The sequence below is a fragment of the Leifsonia sp. 2MCAF36 genome (assembly GCF_052115525.1).
Classification (GTDB): Bacteria; Actinomycetota; Actinomycetes; order Actinomycetales; family Microbacteriaceae; genus Leifsonia.
Genome location: NZ_JBFRGV010000011.1, coordinates 1 through 17,135, shown reverse-complemented (window position 1 = coordinate 17,135; position 17,135 = coordinate 1). Strand labels below are relative to the sequence as shown.

The window sequence follows — 17,135 nt, the reverse complement described above, 5'->3', positions numbered from 1 at the left end:
ACCCACCGTCGAGTACACAAAAAGTGCACGGTTTCGAGCAAGAAAGCGTGCACTTTGTGTGTACTCGACGGAGGGGCCGGAGCGGGGGTTAGGCGAGGTGTGCGGCGTAGATGGCCAGGGCATCTCGGACGAAGGCGGCGCCGGCGGGGCCGCCGTAGTTCGCGGCGAAACGCTCGTCCGCCACGTACATCTCGCCGAGGCCCGTCAGGTAGGCGGCCGCGGGGGCGCCCGTGCCGTAACCCGGCGTGCCGGGGATGTCTGCCAGCCACTCGGCGTGACGCCGGGCCAGCTCCTGCCCCTCCTCGGAGTCCGGCGAGACCCCGCTGGCCGCGGCGGCCTGCCAGTCCTGAGCCAGACGCTCCTGGCGGGTCTGCCACTCCCGCCGCTCCTCCGGAGACTTGCTGCGCCACCAGCGGTCGGATGCCGCGTACGCGTCCTTCCCCCAGCGCTCCTCTACTTCCTCCTTGTACTGCGTGTGATCGAATCCGTCGAACATGCGCTCGGCCACGATCTCTTCTCCTTCCTCCACTGCGTGGATCGTCGACTCGACCGACGCGATCTGTCGCGCCAGCCGTTCCCGCTCAGCGCGTAACCACGCAAGGTGGTCGCGCAGGGCGGGCGCCGCATCCGTCCGGTCGTCGAGCACGCGGCCGACGGCGTCCAGGCCGAGACCGAGCTCGCGGAGCAGCAGGATGCGCTGCAGCCGCACGAGCGAGTCGCGGTCGTAGTACCGGTAGCCGTTGCCGCCGACGCGGCTGGGCTTCAGCAGCCCGATGGCGTCGTAGTGGCGCAGCGTGCGGCTGGTGGTACCGGCGATCCGCGCGATGTCCTGAATGGACCAGTCCATGTCTCCTCCTCCCGTGCGGTGCGAAACCCACGTTAGGAGTTGACGTTACGTCAAGGTCAAGCGGCGCTGGCTAGCGCTTCGCGCGAGCGGGGACCTTCTTCTGCGCAGCACCCGAAGCGGCAGGCTCGCGCTCGGTGTCCGGCTGGGGCTCGCCCTCCGTAAGAGGCCCGACCACTGGCTCCGCGCCCGGCAGCTGCTCACCCATGGTGATGGGCACCGGGTGGATGTGGATGGGCGTGCGCGCAGCGGACGCCGGCGCCAGCGGACGCCGCGCGATGGGTCGCACCGGCTCGCCGCGGCGGTCCTGGCCCGGCAGCGGACGCGAGCGACGCCCGTAGATGAGCGACGACGAGTCCAGCAGCCAGGGCACGAGGGCCACGGTGACGCCGTGGCAGAGCATGAGCTGCTTGCTCATCCGGCGCGACCGGTGGTTGTGCAGCAGCGACTCCCACCAGTGGCCGACGATGTACTGCGGCAGGTACACGGTCACGACCTCGGAACCGTGCTCCTCCCGTCGGTGCTTCAGGTACTTGACCAGGGGGATGCCGAAGTCGCGGTACGGCGACTCGATGATCGTGAGCGGAACGTGGATGTTCTGCTCGATCCACTGCCGCTGCAGCTTCTGGGTGGCCTCCTCCTCGATGGAGACGTGGACCGCCTCGATCGAGTCGTGGCGGGCGGCGATCGCGTAGTCGAGGGCCTTCAGCGCCGGCTTCTGCATCTTGCCGATGAGCACGACGGCGTGGTCGCCGACGCTGCCGAAGGTGGTGACGGGGTCGACCTCGACCTCTTTCTCGACGTCGCGGTAGTACCGGTTCACGCCGAGCATGAGGAACCACAGGATCGGCATGAAGATGAAGACCAGGTACGCGCCGTGCGTGAACTTGGTGATCGTCACGACGATGAGCACGATCGCGGTCAGGCAGGCGCCGAAGGCGTTGATGCAGAGCGAACGGATGATGCCGGTGCGCTCACGGCCGGTCTGGCCGCCGGTGCGCAGCAGCGAGATCCAGTGCCTCACCATCCCGGACTGTCCGAGGGTGAACGACACGAAGACGCCGATGATGTACAGCTGGATGAGCTGCGTCAGGTTGGCCTGGTAGACGACCAGCAGCACTGTCGCCGCCAGCGCCAGGATGATCATGCCGTTGGAGTACACCAGGCGGTCGCCGCGGGTGTTCAGCGCCTTGGGGGCGTAGGAGTCGCGGGCGAGCACCGAGCCCAGCAGCGGGAAGCCGTTGAACGCGGTATTGGCGGCGAGCAGCAGCACGATGGCGGTCGCCGCCTGCACCAGGAAGAAGAAGAAGGTGTTGTTGCCGAACGTGGCGGCGGCGATCTGCGCGATGAGGCTGCGCTGCGGCTGGGTGGCGCACTGCGCCCAGCCCTGCAGGTCGCACGGGTTCTCGGCGTAGTGGACTCCGCTGATCAGCGCGGTCGCGGTCAGGCCGGCGAACAGGGTGATGGCGATGCCGCCCATCAGGCCCAGGGTGACCCGGGCGTTGCGGATCTTCGGGGTGCGGAACGCCGGGACGCCGTTGGCGACCGCCTCCACACCGGTCAGGGCCGAACATCCACTGGAGAAGGCGCGCAGGAGGAGCAGCACGATCGCGGCCTGCGTTAGCGAGTCGGCGTGCACCTGGTAGCCGGCGGACTCGGCTACGGGAGCGTTGCCGAAGAACGTGCGGATGAGTGCCGTCACGATCATCAGGGCGATGCTGCCGATGAAGATGTACGTGGGGAGCGCGAATGCCTTCGACGATTCGCGGACGCCGCGGAGGTTGACGGCGGCGATGATGACGACGCACAGGATGGCGAGCCCCACCCGCCATGGGGCGAGGAAGGGCAGCGCGGAGATGACGTTGTCCACGCCGGAGGCGACCGACACGGCGACCGTGAGGACGTAGTCCACCAGCAGGGCGGATGCGACGATCAGGCCGGCCTTCTCGCCGAGGTTCTTGTGCGCCACCTCGTAGTCGCCGCCACCCGACGGGTACGCCTTGACCAGCTGCCGGTAGCTCAGCACCACGGTGACGAGCAGCACGACCACGGCGGCCGCCACCCAGGGCGCGAACGTGAGGAACGCAAGGCCGCCGAGCAGCAGGATCATCAGCAGTTCCTGCGGTGCGTAGGCCACGCTCGACAGCGCATCGGAGGCGAAGATGGGTAGCGCGAGGTGCTTCGGGAGCAGTTGTCCTTCGAGTTTTTCACTCGGAAGCGGGTCGCCGATCAACCAGCGCTTCGGGGATCTCCCCTCAGTTGTCACGAGTGGCGAGCATACTCGCTGCTAATGCACTGTCAAGTCGGCGCGTCGCGTCGTCCGCACCCTCCTGATCTGCAAACACTGGGGGTCGTGCCGCCGGAGGGTCTCCCGCCGCGGATTGGCGCGGTGGGATGACCGGCAGCGGGCGCACTGGGAGCCGGATGAGCATTCGCTGACTCTTTCCGAGAACTGGCCGGAATCGGTCAGCGGCGCTCGAGAGCCTCGGTGACGGCGCGGCGCACCCGGTCGAGTTCGCCTTTGATCAGGGGCACGACGTCCGCTGAGAGCAGGCCGAGCGCGGCCTGGTAGCGCAGGTCGGTCCGCAACTGCTGACGGAACTCGTTGATCGCCGCCTCAGCATCCCGCATGGCCACATTTCCGGCCGCGCGCGCATCCCGATCGGCGTCTCGCGTTTCCTGCGCCTCCTGGCGGGGGCCGACCCGGGAGGCGTTGCGCTTCGCCTCGCGCGCCGCCGAAGCCAGCTCGGCGCGGAGCGTGCGCATCGCGTCGTTGACGCCTGCGCGCACCTCGTCGGCGAGGCGGCGCACCGAGTCGGTGACTTCCTCCTCGATCGCGTCGAGTTCCGGCCGGCGGGCTTCCAGCTCGGCCCGCCCGGCGTCCGTGATGGCGTAGACCGTCTTGCGGCCCTCTGCCGACTTGGTGACGAGGCCCTCCTCCTCCAGCTTCGCCAGCCGGGGGTAGATGGTGCCGGCGCTGGGGCTGTACGTGCCGCCGAAGCGGTCGGTCAGCGCCTGGATCAGCTCGTAGCCGTGCCGCGGCGCCTCGTCGAGCAGACTCAGCAGGTAGAGGCGGAGGCTGCCATGCGAGAAGACGGGGCTCACGCCGACGCCTCCTGCGACGCTGTGCTCTCGGCGGTGGCGGAGCTGCGCAGCACCGCCGCGTCGCCCGAGACGGAATTGACGCTGATTTCGACCCAGGTGCCGTTGAGGCTGCCCGACGTGCCCGTGTAGCCCTTGCCCATGCCACCGACGACGGTCATGTTGTCCAGCTGCACCTTGCCCGAGACCGTGTTGACGCGGTAGCGCGCGCCGACCGCCTCCGGGATGCGGATGGTCGTATCGCCCGAGACCGAGTTCACGGCGATGTCGTCGGGCGTTCCTGTGACGTCGATCATGACGTCGGCGGAGACCCCGTCGACCGAGAACCGGCGGATGGCGCCGGTCGCTGTCACATCGCCCGACACGGTGTGCGCCGAGATGCGGCCGGTGTGGTCGCGGACGGAGAGTTCGCCGCTGACCGAGTTGAGCTCGATGTCACCGTTCAGGCGGTCGGCCACCACATCCCCGGACACGGTGCTGAGGCGGGCATCGGTGTGAAGTCCCGAAACGAGCGCCGCCGCCGAGACGACACCGAACTTGAGCTGCACGTCGCGCGGCACCAGCACGCTGATGTCGGCACGCGCACTCGAACGCATCGACTTGAAGACCTCGATGAAGTTGTCCCAGCGGAGCTGCGGGTGGTCGATCTCGAGGCGGTCGCCGTCGATCACGATCTTCAGGTCGCGGCCTGCGACCGAGTGGACCTCGATGCGGGCGCCGGGCTCGTCGTGCCCGACGATGTTGACCTGGCCGCCGAGCAGCCCGACTTTCAGGGTGCGGACGAGCTCGACGTCGATCGTGCGGCTCTCGCCCGGCTGGATCAGCCACTTCTCCTGTGCCATCGTGTGTGCTCCTTGCTTTCCGGTCCTCTGCCGGGGACCGTCGGTGATTCGCGTTATATCGCGACTGTTGACGTGGATCACGATATATCGCGAGTGGAGGCGATGCAAGGGCGTCAGCGCGTAATTCGAGGAGTTCAGGGGGTGCTCAGGGGAAACCCTGAGATCCGCGGCCCGGCTTCGGCTACCGCCGCCGGAGCCACGGCTGCAGCAGCCGCGTCACGAACGGAAGCAAGAGGTAGGTCATCACCGGGGTGAGGCACAACGTGGTGAGGAGTACGGTCGCCAACGGCCAGAGGCTGTGCCAGCCTGGGACGAACATCCCGGTCAGGTAGGTGAAAGCGAGCGAGAGAGGGAAGAAGCCCAGCCAGATGGTGACGGCCTGCTTCCAGCGGGGCGGCGCGGCCGGAACGCCCGGCTGCGGCTGATCGAACCAGCCCTCGATCCCGGTCCGGCGCTCCACACGGGAGACCTCGACCAGCTCCCGACCCTGGAACAGCCAATCGGCGCGGTCCTCCGACGCCTCCCAGGCCTCCAGCGTGTCTGCGTCCGCGAAGCGGTACAGCATGTGCCACTCGTCCGAGTCGGCGTGCGCCCGGACCCATCCCGACCCCAGGAAGCCGTCGTAGGTGTTCGCCAGATTCACGCCCGATTGCACCCAGTGCGTGACGTCCGCGAGGCGCTGGCCGTCAACACGACGGGTGATGGACACGGTGACCGGCAGACGACGCGCTCGTGGCGCATCGAGGAGAGGCTCGTGTGGAGGCATGCGTCCATTCTCTCTGCACCGCGTCACCAGGTGCTCCACCCGCCTCGAGTGGTGACTCGTTGCTGCTATCCGCGTCGAGTTGCGACGTCATGTCGCAACTCGGGAGAAGAGGGGGAGGGCGGCGGCCAGGGTCGGCTAGAGCTGGGCCATGATCTGGCGGGCGATGATGCGGCCGGCACGGTTGGCGCCGATCGTCGACGCCTGCGGCCCATACCCGGCGAGGAATATGCGCGAATCCTGCCAGGAGGCGCCGGACGCGACCGTCAGCCCGCCGGTCTTCTCACGGAGGCGGAGGGGCGCCAGGTGGCGCAGTTCCGGCCGGAACCCGGTCGCCCAGATGATGGCGTCGGCGCGGGTGAACGAGCCGTCCGGCCAGCGCACGCCGTCCTCCTCGATGCGCTCGAACATCCCGCGCTCGACCAGGATGCCGCGGTCGACGCCCGCAGCGATCCGCCGGGTGCGCGGGACGCCGGTCCCGCTGACGATCGACGGGAGCGCCTGGCCGGAGCGCGCAGCGGCATCCTGCATCGCCACCGCGGCGACACCGCCCTCGATGGTGAGCTCCGACTCGTCGCGGAAGTCGACAGGACGGCGGGTGGCCCAGGTGAGCGACGCGGCCACACCCTCCAACTCCAGCAGGAACCCGATCGCGCTCGTGCCGCCGCCCACGACGACGACCGACTGGCCGGCGAACTCCTCCGCGGACAGGTAACTGGACGTGTGCACGTGCCGACCCCGGAACGCGTTCATTCCCGGGTAGTACGGGACGAAGGGCGCGCCCCAGGTGCCGGTCGCATTGACCACAACGCGCGTCGCGGTCTCCCCCGCGGTGTGCTGCACCACCAGGTCGGCTCCGCGGTCGAAGACGCTGGTCACGGTGACGGGACGCTGGACGTCCAGCCCGTAGAAATCCTCATAGCGGCGGTAGTAGCCGGCGACGATGTCGCGCGCCGGAAGGGAGCGGTCGGCCGTCTCGAAGCTGAGGCCGACCTCCGCCATGCCGGGCAGATCGTTGACGTGGTGGGCACTGCCGAGCTTGAGGGCATCCCACCGGTGCTGCCAGGCTCCGCCGGTCCGCGGGCCCCGGTCGTAGACGATGAAGTCGACCCCGGGGGTGAGCTCGAAACGCCGCAGATAGTAGGCGACCGCGAGGCCGGCCTGGCCCGCGCCGACGACCACCACCTGGGTCTCGGTACTGGTCGTGCTCACGCGCTCATCCCATCATTTCTCGCTGTGCGGCAACTCGGGGGCCGGTGGGGGCCGCATGCTAAACTGCATCTTAGTTTTCACTGTTTCTATCGGATCCCCGGCGAGTCTCTCGTGCGGGCTGGGACCAAAAGGGGGTCACGCATGGGGCGCGGCCGTCAAAAAGCGAAGCACACCAAGATCGCTCGCGAGCTCAAGTCGTTCAGTCCGACTGTGAACTACGACGCGCTGGAGCGAGAACTCACCGGTCACTCCCACGGTGAAAGCGCCCAGTACGACAAATGGGCCGAGTACGAGCCCGAAGACACGTTCGAGTACGAAGACGAGGACGAAGAGACGGGCACCCCGAAGCGCGCGTAGCGCCTCGCCCAACATCCCTCTTACCGCCGGCCGCCTTGCTCACAACCAACCCTGACGGGTTGCGATCGCTACCGCGTCTGAGCGGTTCCGTGCACCGGTCTTCCCGATGGCGCTCGACAGATGGTTGCGCACCGTTCCCTCGCTGAGGTGCAGCCGTCGCGCGATTTCGGCGATGGTCCCTCCACGGCCCGCGACCGCGAGCACCTCCGACTCCCGGCCGGTCAGCGGCGACGCCCCGGAGGCCAGCGACTCGGCGGCCAGCGTCGGGTCCACGACACGAAGCCCGGCGGCGACGCGACGCACGGCGTCCGCCAGCTGCCCCGAGGGCGTGTCCTTCACGACGAAGCCGGACGCGCCCGCCTCCATCGCCCGGCGCAGGTACCCGGGCCGGCCGAACGTCGTCACGATGAGCGACCGGCAGCGCGGGAGCTCAGCGCGCAGGGCAGCCGCGGCGGCGATGCCGTCCGCACCGGGCATCTCCACGTCGAGCAGCGCGACGTCGGCCTGTGCCGAGCGGGCCGCTGCGACCACCTCGTCGCCGCGGCCGACCTGGGCGACGACCTCGAGGTCGGGCTCCAGGTCGAGCAGCGCGGCGAGGGCGCCGCGCACGAGCGCCTGGTCGTCCGCCAGGAGCAGGCGGATGGACGCGGTCATGCTGCCCTCCGCACGCTAAGCAGCGTTCCGCCCCGCGGACCGGCGCCGACGGCGACGCGGGCGCCCACCTCGGCCGCACGGACCGTGAGCCCGGCCAGGCCGGAGCCCGTGGTCCGGATCACCGAGGCGACGTCGGTCGCGCCCAGCGGCGCCTCAACCACGGCGGGGCTCGGCCCGGGGCCGCGGCCGTCGTCCTCGATGTCGAGGCTGTCCGATCCGACGGTGACCCAGCAGTTGCGCGACCCGGAGTGGCGGATGACGTTGGTGACCCCCTCGCGCAGCACCCAGCCGAAGAGTTCGCGCAGGTCCGCATCCACCGCCTCGCCGTTGCGCGGAAGGTGCGCCTGGATATCGGCCGCGGCGAGGCCCGCCTGCGCAGCGGCCAGCTCGGTGGAGAGGCTCATCTCCCGGTAGCCGGCGACGGCCGCGCGGAGGTCGGCCAGCGCCGACCTGCTCAGGCGCTCGATGTCGGCGATCTCGTCCGCAGCGCGTTCCTGGTCGACGGGGATCAGGCGCCGCGCCAGCTCCGACTTCACCGTCACGACGGTCAGGGAGTGCCCGAGGACGTCGTGCATGTCGCGGGAGAACCGGGCGCGCTCGTCCACCACCGCGAGCCGGGCGATCTCGCTCTGCGCGCTGCGCAGACGGCGCAGGGCGTCGATCTGGCGGGCGAAGGCGCTCATCATGACCCCGATGGATACGGTCACCAGCGAGATGTACCAATCGTTCTCGAGGGTCCCGGCGACAGTGAAGACCACCAGCTGAACCAGCCCGAGGCCGCCGATGATCGTCAAGCTGACGACGGTGCGCGCCACGACCATCCCCGCCGCGCAGGCGACGTACACCCAGGTCCAGCAGGCGACCGTCCCGACCAGCGGGAACAGCGCCAGCGTCAGCGCGAAGTACGCGGCGAGACCGATCAGGCGGACCCGCTCGGGCTCCCACCAGAGGAGCGGAGGCAGGAGCAGGAAGCCGAGGTAGACCACGGCCAGCACACCGGTGGTGAGCAGCTTCAGGCCGAGCGACTCGTCCGAGGTCCACAGCGCGACCATCACCGACGCCTGGTAGAGCAGGCCGATCGTCGCTCCGGGGTACCAGCGGAAGGCCGACGGATGGGTCAGCCGGGCCCGCCAGCCGATCGGCCGGAGCTCCTGCACTTCGCGCGAGAACACGTTGCTACTTTAGGTCAGCGGGCCAGCGGGCTCAGCCGCGGGCGGCGTCGCGGCGGTAGCGCCAGACCACGAGGGCGCCGAGCGCGAGCGTCCACGCCGCAAGCACGATCGCCGGAGTGACCGCGTCGCCGCTCTGCAGCGCCCCCAGCTGCCCGACACGGTTCAGCCAGTACGACGGCACCGCCTTCGCGACGTCGGCGACCCAGGCCGGGAACACCTGCAGCGGGATCCACAGGCCACCGAGCACGGCCATCCCCATGAAGACCATCATGAACAGCGGCTGGGCGAATTCGGGCTTGGCGAACTGGCCGACCAGGATGCCGAGCAGCGCGAACGGAATGACTCCTCCCCAGACCGCCAGTCCGGCGAGCACCCAGCTGCCGGCGGCGAGGTCGGGGTGGTAGAGCCCGATCGACACCCCGACGATCACCAGGATGCTGAGCAGCGCCAGGGCGAGCGCCCCGATCACCTTGGAGACCAGGTAGCCGGTGCCGCTGAGCGGGGTGATGCGCAGCTGGCGGTTCCAGCCGATCGACCGTTCGGTGACGATCTGGAAGGCCTGCGACAGCGCGGCCATCATCCCGCCGTACGCGGCGACCTGGATGGTGGTCACGACGATCCACGGCAGGTGCGTCACCGCATCCACCTGGCCCCGGCCGCCGAAGGTGCCTCCGAACGCGACCAGCATGACGAGCGGGACGGCGAGGGTGAAGACCATCGCCCGCATGTTCTTCAGCTGGCGCAGGGACTCGCGCCCCAGGTAGGCGATGCTCATGAGACTGCTCCTTCCGGCTCGCGCGCCTCGGTGAGGGCGAGGAATGCCTCGTCCATCGTGTGCGCGGTCACCTCGATGTCGTGGATGTCGGTGTGCGCCGCGAGGAGGGCGCGCAGGGTGGTGTCGGAGTCGTCGCTGACCAGGATGAGCTGGTCGGCGCGGCGGTCGACGGAGCGGACCCCGGGGAGGGCGAGCAGTTCGGCTTGGCTCTCCGGTGTTGCGGCGAACTCGGCGATGGCGCGGATGCGCCTGCCGGAGACGACCGCCTTGACCTCGGTCGGGGTGCCGTCGGCGACCACGCGTCCGCGGGCCATCATCACGATGCGGTCGGCGTACTCGTCGGCCTCGTCGAGGTAGTGCGTGGCGAAGACGACCGTGCGGCCCGCCGCCGTGAACTCGCGCATCGACTGCCAGAAGGTGCGCCGAGCCTCCACATCCATCGCGGCCGTCGGCTCGTCGAGGAACAGCAGGTCGGGGTCGGAGACGACCGCGACGGCGAAGCGGGCGCGCTGCAGCTGTCCGCCGGACAGCTTGGAGACGCGCTGGCGGCCGATCTCGGTGCAGCGTGCCCGCTCCAGCGCCTCGTCGACGCTGAGCGGGTGGCGGTGTGCGGAGGCGACCAGGGCGACCGACTCGGCGACGGTCAACGTCGGCAGCAGGGCACCGCCCTGCAGCATGGCGCCGACGCGGCCGTCACGGATCGCATCCCGTGGCGCTGAGCCGAACAGCTCGACGGTTCCCGCTGTCGGCTGGGCCAGCCCGAGGGCGAGGTCGATGGTGGTGGACTTGCCGGCGCCGTTCGGGCCGAGCAGGGCGACGACCTCCCCCGGGCGGATGTCGAGGTCGACGCCGTCGACGGCCGTCAGCGCGCCGAAGGTCTTGCGGAGGCCGGAGAGGCGGATGGCTGGTGTGTCGTTCACGTCTCCAGACTGGCGGGGGCGCCGCCCCGGCGCGCAGGGCGCGTGTCAGGATCCGGGGGTGACGTTTGTCACGCCTCTGCGGCGCGGACGCCGGCCGCGCGGAACAGGCCGACGACTCCGAGGATGCCGCCAACGGTGAGCAGGAGGCCGCCGACCAGCATCGCGAGGTCCTGTGCGGAGTTGACGGCGGAGTTCGGCGCTGCCGTCGGGTCGTTCGGAGGCAGCGCCGAGGACGCTCCGCCGCCTCCAGCGCCCGTGTGGACCTGGCCGGCGGTCGTGGCTGCCGGAGCGACAGCAGGAACCGCCGGGAGCCGGACGATCGCGGACGCCGTCGACACCGCAGTGGATGCGCGCTGCAGCAGCACAAAGAACGTCGCGGCCGGCGATCCCGCCGGACGCGGCAGGAGCGGCACCGTCAGCGTCGTGGAGGTCTGACCATCGGCGAACGTCACGGTGCTCGTGGTGGTGGCGTAGTCGCTGCCGGCGATCGCGGTTCCGTCGGCGGTCATCAGGTCGGCGGTCGCGGTGCCGGCCGGCGACGGCCGGGTGACCGTGATGAGGACGCTCGAGCTTCCGGCGACCACCGAGTCCGCGACGACGCCGAGCGGGGCGCTGGCGGCGGTCGCGGTGAGGGCGGACGTCCCGACCGAGGAGAGCAGACCGGACCCGGTCGCGGGCTGGTACGTCGCGGTCACGGTGTGCGGGCCGACGGTCGCGACGGGGAGGTCGGCGCGCGCGACGCCTGCGGCGACCGGCGCGGAGACCGGGGCTCCGCCGTCGAGCGAGAACGCGATTGTGCCGGTGTCCGGGGCACCGAGCAGCATGCGGGTGACCGTCGCCGAGACGGCTGCTGTGCCGCCGGCGGTCACCTGAACGGGTGCGCTGACGGTCACCGCGGTCGCGGCGGTGCACGCCGGTGCGGCGTCGAAGCCGGCCTCGGTCGTGCCGAGCCGCCAGGCCACACCGGGCTCGGCCGCGGCATCCAGAGTCAGCAGCCAGACGCCGTGGTGCTCGCCCGGCTCGAAGGTCGACGGCTGCCCACGGTCGGGTGCCCCGGCGGTCAGGTCGTTCGTGCCGGACGCGGCGGCGACCGTGACGGCAGTGGGCGCGGTGGAACGGTAGCCGAGCACGACGGTGCGGGCGGAGACGGCGCCGAGGGGCGCATCCTGCACGCAGTCGACGAGCGGAGTGAGCGCATCGGCGGGCGTCGGCGCTGGGGCCGTCGCGGGTGCAGTCGACGGGCTCAGGGACGTCGGGGACGAGCCGCCGATGGCCAGCGCAGGCGCCGCGCCGAACAGCACGCCGATGCCGGCGAGGGTGAGCGCGCACGCCAGGCGAAGGGCGTGCGGTCGTCTCACACGCGTCACTCTATCCGGAGGCCGGCCGCCGCCGCTCCGACCAAAAAGGGTGACGTCGGGTCAGTCGGCGTAGCGTCCGACGAGGCGCACCGCGCCACCGTCGACGCCCTTCGCACCCTGCTCGAAGCCGGTGAGATCGCGGGACGAAGTGGATACGGTGCCCGCCCGCCAGGTCGGGATCCCGTCCGCCGTGATCGCAGCAGCCACGGCGTCCGCGGACTCGGCGGCGACGACGGCGAACATCCCGATGCCGAGGTTCCAGGTGCCCTCGCTCGACTCCAGCGTGCTGCCGGCCAGGTCGCTCAGGATGCGGAACACGGGGGTCGGCGACCACGTCGTGCGGTCCACCTCGACCCACGAGCCGACCGGGAGGACTCGGGCGAGGTTGGCCGCGATGCCGCCGCCGGTGACGTGACTGAGGGAGTGGATGGCGCCGCCGAGGGACGCATCCTGCAGCACCCGCAGGAGCGGCGCGGTGTAGAGGCGGGTCGGCTCCAGGAGCGCCTCGCCGACGACGCCACCGAACTCGTCCGCGTGGTCGGTGAAGCCGATCCCCCGAGCGGCGAGGATGTGGCGGACGAGCGAGAACCCGTTCGAGTGCAGGCCGGACGACGCCAGGGCGAGCACGACATCCCCGTCGCTGACGCGGTCGGCGCCGAGAACGGCGTCCGCCTCGACGGCGCCCACCGCGGCGCCGGCGACGTCGTAGTCGTCGGGCCCGAGAAGGCCCGGGTGCTCAGCCGTCTCGCCGCCGACCAGGGCGGTGCCGGTCTGCTCGCAGGCACGGGCGATGCCCTCGACGATGGCGGCGATCCGCTCGGGGACCACCCTTCCGCAGGCGATGTAGTCGGTCATGAACAGCGGGCGCGCGCCCACCACGACGATGTCGTCGACGACCATTCCGACGAGGTCCTGGCCGATGGTGTCGTGCTTGTCCAGCGCCTGGGCGATGGCGACCTTGGTGCCGACGCCGTCCGTCGAGGTCGCCAGCAGGGGGTGCCGGAAGTCACGCAGGAACGACACGTCGAACAGGCCGGCGAAGCCGCCGACACCCCCGAGAACCTCCGGACCGTGGGTGCGCCCGACGGCCGCCTTCATCAACTCCACCGCCCGGTCGCCCGCCGCGGTGTCGACACCGGCGGCAGCGTAGGAGGCGGACGTTGAGGCGCTCGAATCGGTCACCCCACCATCGTATCGGCGGGCCGTCGGCACCGGAAAAGCTACTCCTGGCGGGCCGGGTCCCCGAACGAGAGCAGGGGCTCCAGCTCGGAGTCCGGGCCGGGCTCGCAGCCGTCCGAGGTCGCGTCCGAGCCGTCGTCGGTGGCCGCGATCACCGGGCGCTCCAGCAGGTTCTTGCCCAGGTGGTGCGCATCCGGGAGCTCGATCGGGTAGACACCCGTGAAGCACGCCGTGCAGAGGCGCTCGCGCGGCTGCTCGGTGGCGCCGATCATGCCGTCCTCGGAGAGGTAGCCCAGGCTGTCCGCGCCGATCGACTGACGCACCTCCTCCACCCCGAGGCCGGTCGCGATGAGCTCGGCGCGCGACGCGAAGTCGATGCCGTAGAAGCACGGCCACGTGATGGGCGGGCTCGAGATGCGCACGTGCACCTCGGCGGCGCCGGCCTCCCGCAGCATCGAGACCAGGGCGCGCTGGGTGTTGCCGCGGACGATCGAGTCGTCGACCACGATCAGGCGCTTGCCCTTGATGACCTCTTTCAGCGGGTTCAACTTGAGCTTGATGCCACGCTGCCGGATGGTCTGCGACGGCTGGATGAAGGTCCGGCCGACGTACGAGTTCTTCACCAGACCCTGCCCGAAGGGGATCCCCGAGGCCTGCGCATAGCCGATGGCCGCGGGCGTTCCGGACTCGGGGGTCGGGATGACGAGGTCGGCGTCGACCGCGTGCTCGCGGGCGAGCTGACGGCCCATCTCGACGCGGGCCTCGTAGACCCCGCGGCCGGCGATGGTGGTGTCCGGACGTGCCAGGTAGACGTACTCGAAGACGCAGCCCGCACGCTTCACCTCGGCGAAGCGCTGGCTGCGAAGGCCGTTCTCGTCGATGGCGATGAGCTCGCCCGGCTCGACCTCGCGGACGAAGCTGGCGCCGACGATGTCGAGGGCCGCGGTCTCGGAGGCGACGACCCAGCCGCGCTCCAGCCGGCCCAGCACCAGCGGGCGGACGCCCTGCGGGTCGCGGGCGGCGTACAGCGTGTGCTCGTCCATGAACACGAGGCAGAACGCTCCGCGCAGCCGCGGGAGCACATCCATCGACGTCGCCTCGAGCGTGTGGTCGAGGTCGCCGGTGAGCAGGGCCGTCACCACGGCCGTGTCGGTCGTGTTGCCGCGCGACAGCTCGCCGTCGTGCTGCGGGTACCGCTCGTGGACCAGCTGCATGAGCTCGGCCGTGTTGGTCAGGTTGCCGTTGTGGCCGAGCGCAACGGTGCCGCTCGCTGTCGAGCCGAGCGTCGGCTGCGCGTTCTGCCAGCTGGAGGCGCCGGTCGTCGAGTAGCGGGTGTGGCCAACGGCGATGTGGCCGGGCAGCGAGTTCAGCGCGTTCTCGTTGAACACCTGCGAGACGAGGCCCATGTCTTTGTAGATGAGGATCTTGTCGCCGTCGCTGGTCGCGATCCCCGCCGACTCCTGGCCGCGGTGCTGCAGCGCGTACAGGCCGAAGTAGCTGAGCTTGGCGACCTCCTCGCCCGGAGCCCAGACGCCGAAGACGCCGCAGGCATCCTGCGGTCCCTTCTCGCCGGGAAGAAGATCATGACTGAGGAGACCGTCGCCTCGGGCCACAGCGGACCCCTTTCAGGAAGTCGGGATGTTCAGCTCTGGGTGTCGCTCGTGCTGTCGTTCTGTGTGCCGGGCTCCGGCTGCGAGCCGTCCTGCCGCGCGGGCGACGTTCCCGGCTCGGGGACGCGTACGTCGATTCTATCCGCCTGCACGCTGCGGGCTCGACGGCCGGTCGAGCGGTCGACGAGGAGTGCGACGACGGCTCCGAGGGCGACCCCGACGATCACGCCGATCGCCAGCAGGAAGCCGAAGACGCTGCCGCGGTCGTACGTGGGGTTCTCGGGGAACGAGAAGGTGAGGATGAGCGCCACGATCGCGAAGATCACCGCGCCGGTGATCATGAAACGGAAGTACCGCGGCGAGCGCCGCACCCGGACCTGCGCCGGGGTGACGGTCTCCTCGAGCTGCTCGTCGTCCTCGGGGATGTCGCTCATATCCCTCATTGTCCCAGATCGAAACTGGGCGGGAGTTCAGTACCGCAGAGGCACGAGGCCGTCGAGCGAGGCGCGCTGGCCGGAGGCGTGGACGGCGCCCGACGCCAGCCCCTCATCCCACGTCATCGCGCCCGACGCGAGTGCGAGCCAGGTCGCCGCGTCGGTCTCGACGACGTTCGGCGGCGTCCCCCTGGTGTGGCGGGGGCCGGGAATGCACTGCACGGCGCCGAACGGCGGGACCCGGACCTCGACGGTGTTGCCGGGGGCGCGCTCCGCCAGCAGCTGGAGCAGGTAGCGCACGGCGGTCGCGGTCGTGTTGCGGTCCGCGCCTCCGGCGACGGCCGCCCGCGCGGCAGGACCGCCCACCTCGTCCGCGATCTTTGCTCTCGCCATACCCCAATCCTGCCACCGGGTCGCGAGCCGGGCAGCCGCATCCGATGCCCTCTAGCATGGGGGCGTGAAGATTCTCGTCCTCGGTTCCGGTGCCCGCGAGCACGCCATCATCACCGCGCTGCTGGCCGAAGACGCGGGGCACGATATCGTCGCCGCTCCGGGCAACGCCGGCATCGCACAGGATGTGCCGGTCGAGACCGGTCTGGACCCGCTGAACGGCGAGGCGGTCACCGAGTACGCCATCGAGAACGCCATCGAGCTGGTCGTCATCGGGCCAGAGGCCCCGCTGGTCGCCGGCGTCGCCGACCCGCTGCGCACCCGCGGCATCCCCGTGTTCGGACCGGGCAAGGCGGCGGCGCAGCTGGAGGGGTCGAAGGCGTTCGCCAAACGGATCATGGATGCCGCGGGCGTGCCGACCGGTCGCGCGGTGCGCGCCGAGACCCTCGCCGAGGCCGAGCGCGCGCTCGACGACCTGGGGGCGCCCTACGTCGTGAAGGCCGACGGCCTCGCGGCGGGCAAGGGCGTGCTCGTCACCGAAGACCGCGACGCCGCCGTCGAGCACGCGACCCACTGGCTCCTGCACGGCGGCGTGCTCATCGAGGAGTTCCTCGACGGCCAGGAGGTGTCACTCTTCCTGGTCAGCGACGGGCACGACGTGCTGCCGCTGTCGCCGGCGCAGGACTACAAGCGCCTGCTCGACGGGGATGCTGGCCCCAACACCGGCGGGATGGGCGCCTACTCGCCGCTGCCGTGGCTGCCGGAGACCTTCATCGACGAGGTCATCGACACGATCGCGCTCCCGACCGTACGCACGCTTGCCGCCGAGCAGACGCCGTTCATCGGCCTGCTGTACTGCGGGCTGATCCTCACCGACCGGGGCATCCGCGTCATCGAGTTCAACGCCCGCTTCGGCGACCCGGAGACGCAGGTGGTGCTGCCGCGCCTGGTCACGCCGCTGTCGACGCTGCTCTACGCGGCCGCCACCGGCGGGCTCGGCGGCATGCCGCATCCCCAGTTCGCGCTCGACACCGCGGTCACCGTGGTGCTGGCGAGCGAGGGTTACCCCGAGGCGCCGCAGACCGGCCGGCCGATCACCGGACTGGAGGAGGCGGCGGCCGTCCCCGAGGTGACCATCGCCCACGCCGCGACCGCGCGCGACGAGGCCACCGGCGAGCTGCTCGCCACCGGCGGCCGGGTGCTCTCCGTCGTGGCCCGCGGCACCGGCTTCGCCGAGGCCCGCGCCCGCGCCTACGAGGCCCTGGCCCTCATCCACCTGCCCGGCGCCCACTACCGCACCGACATCGCCGCCCGGGTCTCCTAACCCCCGACCCCTCCCCCCACCGTCGAGTACACACTTTCTGCACGCTCGCACGGGGCGGTTTCAGGTGGTGGATGCAACGAGGAGTTGGTTTAACCTGTTGGCTGGATTATGCCAGCCGAGGGTTTGCCGGGGGCGTCCGTTGAGTTGGCGGGCGATTTCGTCGAGGTCTTCCTGGGTGTAGTCGCGGAAGTTGGTTGAG

17 protein-coding genes and 1 pseudogene are annotated in these 17,135 nt (G+C 70.5%); 2 read left to right on the top strand and 16 right to left on the bottom strand.

Translation table 11 applies throughout. The annotated features are described in order from the left end of the window. Positions 1-88: 88 nt before the first annotated feature. From AB4079_RS16155 to AB4079_RS16130, 6 genes are all read right to left on the bottom strand, one after another. Positions 89-847 carry a MerR family transcriptional regulator gene (locus AB4079_RS16155; RefSeq protein WP_441788339.1) on the bottom strand — a complete coding sequence of 253 codons (759 nt, stop codon included), beginning with the start codon at positions 845-847 and terminating at the stop codon, positions 89-91. A gap of 70 nt (positions 848-917) precedes the next feature. Further along, entirely contained in the window at positions 918-3,077 is a 2,160-nt protein-coding gene (locus AB4079_RS16150) for an APC family permease (RefSeq protein WP_441788412.1), read from the bottom strand. Positions 3,078-3,310: 233 nt separating this feature from the next. Further along, entirely contained in the window at positions 3,311-3,949 is a 639-nt protein-coding gene (locus AB4079_RS16145) for a PadR family transcriptional regulator (protein WP_441788338.1), read from the bottom strand. Further along, positions 3,946-4,788: a DUF4097 family beta strand repeat-containing protein gene (locus AB4079_RS16140; RefSeq protein WP_441788337.1), complete on the bottom strand. Its 843-nt coding sequence runs from the start codon at positions 4,786-4,788 to the stop codon at positions 3,946-3,948. The genes AB4079_RS16145 and AB4079_RS16140 overlap by 4 nt, the downstream gene beginning before the upstream one ends. 181 nt (positions 4,789-4,969) lie before the next feature. Then, positions 4,970-5,554, bottom strand: coding sequence for an antibiotic biosynthesis monooxygenase (locus AB4079_RS16135; RefSeq protein ID WP_441788336.1), 585 nt, complete (start codon positions 5,552-5,554; stop codon positions 4,970-4,972). A gap of 135 nt (positions 5,555-5,689) precedes the next feature. Beyond that, a complete protein-coding gene (locus AB4079_RS16130; protein WP_441788335.1) occupies positions 5,690-6,763 on the bottom strand; it encodes an NAD(P)-binding domain-containing protein in 1,074 nt (357 codons plus the stop codon). Positions 6,764-6,904: 141 nt separating this feature from the next. On the opposite strand from AB4079_RS16130, the gene AB4079_RS16125 reads away from it, so the two are divergent. After that, the gene (locus AB4079_RS16125; protein WP_441788334.1) at positions 6,905-7,120 is read left to right on the top strand and encodes a DUF3073 domain-containing protein; all 216 of its coding nucleotides are present in this window, start codon (positions 6,905-6,907) and stop codon (positions 7,118-7,120) included. A 39-nt stretch (positions 7,121-7,159) separates the two neighbouring features. Here AB4079_RS16125 and AB4079_RS16120 read toward each other — a convergent pair whose 3' ends face one another. The 9 genes from AB4079_RS16120 to AB4079_RS16080 form a co-directional block, all read right to left on the bottom strand. Next, entirely contained in the window at positions 7,160-7,774 is a 615-nt protein-coding gene (locus AB4079_RS16120) for a response regulator transcription factor (protein ID WP_441788333.1), read from the bottom strand. Further along, the gene (locus AB4079_RS16115) at positions 7,771-8,946 is read right to left on the bottom strand and encodes a sensor histidine kinase (protein WP_441788332.1); all 1,176 of its coding nucleotides are present in this window, start codon (positions 8,944-8,946) and stop codon (positions 7,771-7,773) included. Before AB4079_RS16115 ends, AB4079_RS16120 begins: the two co-directional genes overlap by 4 nt. A 31-nt stretch (positions 8,947-8,977) precedes the next feature. Further along, positions 8,978-9,721 (bottom strand): ABC transporter permease, encoded by a 744-nt coding sequence (locus AB4079_RS16110; protein ID WP_441788331.1) that lies wholly within the window; start codon positions 9,719-9,721, stop codon positions 8,978-8,980. Next, a complete protein-coding gene (locus AB4079_RS16105) occupies positions 9,718-10,641 on the bottom strand; it encodes an ABC transporter ATP-binding protein (protein ID WP_441788330.1) in 924 nt (307 codons plus the stop codon). The genes AB4079_RS16110 and AB4079_RS16105 overlap by 4 nt, the downstream gene beginning before the upstream one ends. Positions 10,642-10,709: 68 nt before the next feature. After that, entirely contained in the window at positions 10,710-11,999 is a 1,290-nt protein-coding gene (locus AB4079_RS16100; RefSeq protein ID WP_441788329.1) for a Calx-beta domain-containing protein, read from the bottom strand. Positions 12,000-12,059: 60 nt separating this feature from the next. Continuing rightward, the gene (purM, locus tag AB4079_RS16095; RefSeq protein WP_441788328.1) at positions 12,060-13,181 is read right to left on the bottom strand and encodes a phosphoribosylformylglycinamidine cyclo-ligase; all 1,122 of its coding nucleotides are present in this window, start codon (positions 13,179-13,181) and stop codon (positions 12,060-12,062) included. Between the two features lie 38 nt (positions 13,182-13,219). After that, on the bottom strand, positions 13,220-14,791 hold the full coding sequence (gene purF, locus AB4079_RS16090; protein WP_441788327.1) for an amidophosphoribosyltransferase: 1,572 nt from the start codon (positions 14,789-14,791) through the stop codon (positions 13,220-13,222). Positions 14,792-14,820: 29 nt separating this feature from the next. Next, the gene (locus AB4079_RS16085) at positions 14,821-15,222 is read right to left on the bottom strand and encodes a YtxH domain-containing protein (RefSeq protein ID WP_441788326.1); all 402 of its coding nucleotides are present in this window, start codon (positions 15,220-15,222) and stop codon (positions 14,821-14,823) included. Between the two features lie 36 nt (positions 15,223-15,258). Continuing rightward, on the bottom strand, positions 15,259-15,615 hold the full coding sequence (locus AB4079_RS16080) for a sterol carrier family protein (RefSeq protein WP_441788325.1): 357 nt from the start codon (positions 15,613-15,615) through the stop codon (positions 15,259-15,261). Between the two features lie 64 nt (positions 15,616-15,679). Here AB4079_RS16080 and purD point away from each other — a divergent pair, with 64 nt between their 5' ends. Further along, entirely contained in the window at positions 15,680-16,936 is a 1,257-nt protein-coding gene (gene purD / locus AB4079_RS16075; protein ID WP_441788324.1) for a phosphoribosylamine--glycine ligase, read from the top strand. Positions 16,937-16,996: 60 nt separating this feature from the next. On the opposite strand, the pseudogene AB4079_RS16070 reads toward purD, so the two are convergent. Continuing rightward, a pseudogene (locus tag AB4079_RS16070) lies at positions 16,997-17,135 on the bottom strand (IS30 family transposase); the annotation flags it as partial.

Bases quoted from the DNA above. Each gene is read 5' to 3' on its own strand.
- AB4079_RS16085 (WP_441788326.1), bottom strand. From the start codon at position 15,222: ATGAGCGACATCCCCGAGGACGACGAGCAGCTCGAGGAGACCGTCACC.
- AB4079_RS16110 (WP_441788331.1), bottom strand. From the start codon at position 9,721: ATGAGCATCGCCTACCTGGGGCGCGAGTCCCTGCGCCAGCTGAAGAAC.
- AB4079_RS16155 (WP_441788339.1), bottom strand. From the start codon at position 847: ATGGACTGGTCCATTCAGGACATCGCGCGGATCGCCGGTACCACCAGC.
- AB4079_RS16120 (WP_441788333.1), bottom strand. From the start codon at position 7,774: ATGACCGCGTCCATCCGCCTGCTCCTGGCGGACGACCAGGCGCTCGTG.
- AB4079_RS16125 (WP_441788334.1), top strand. From the start codon at position 6,905: ATGGGGCGCGGCCGTCAAAAAGCGAAGCACACCAAGATCGCTCGCGAG.
- AB4079_RS16080 (WP_441788325.1), bottom strand. From the start codon at position 15,615: ATGGCGAGAGCAAAGATCGCGGACGAGGTGGGCGGTCCTGCCGCGCGG.
- AB4079_RS16140 (WP_441788337.1), bottom strand. From the start codon at position 4,788: ATGGCACAGGAGAAGTGGCTGATCCAGCCGGGCGAGAGCCGCACGATC.
- AB4079_RS16135 (WP_441788336.1), bottom strand. From the start codon at position 5,554: ATGCCTCCACACGAGCCTCTCCTCGATGCGCCACGAGCGCGTCGTCTG.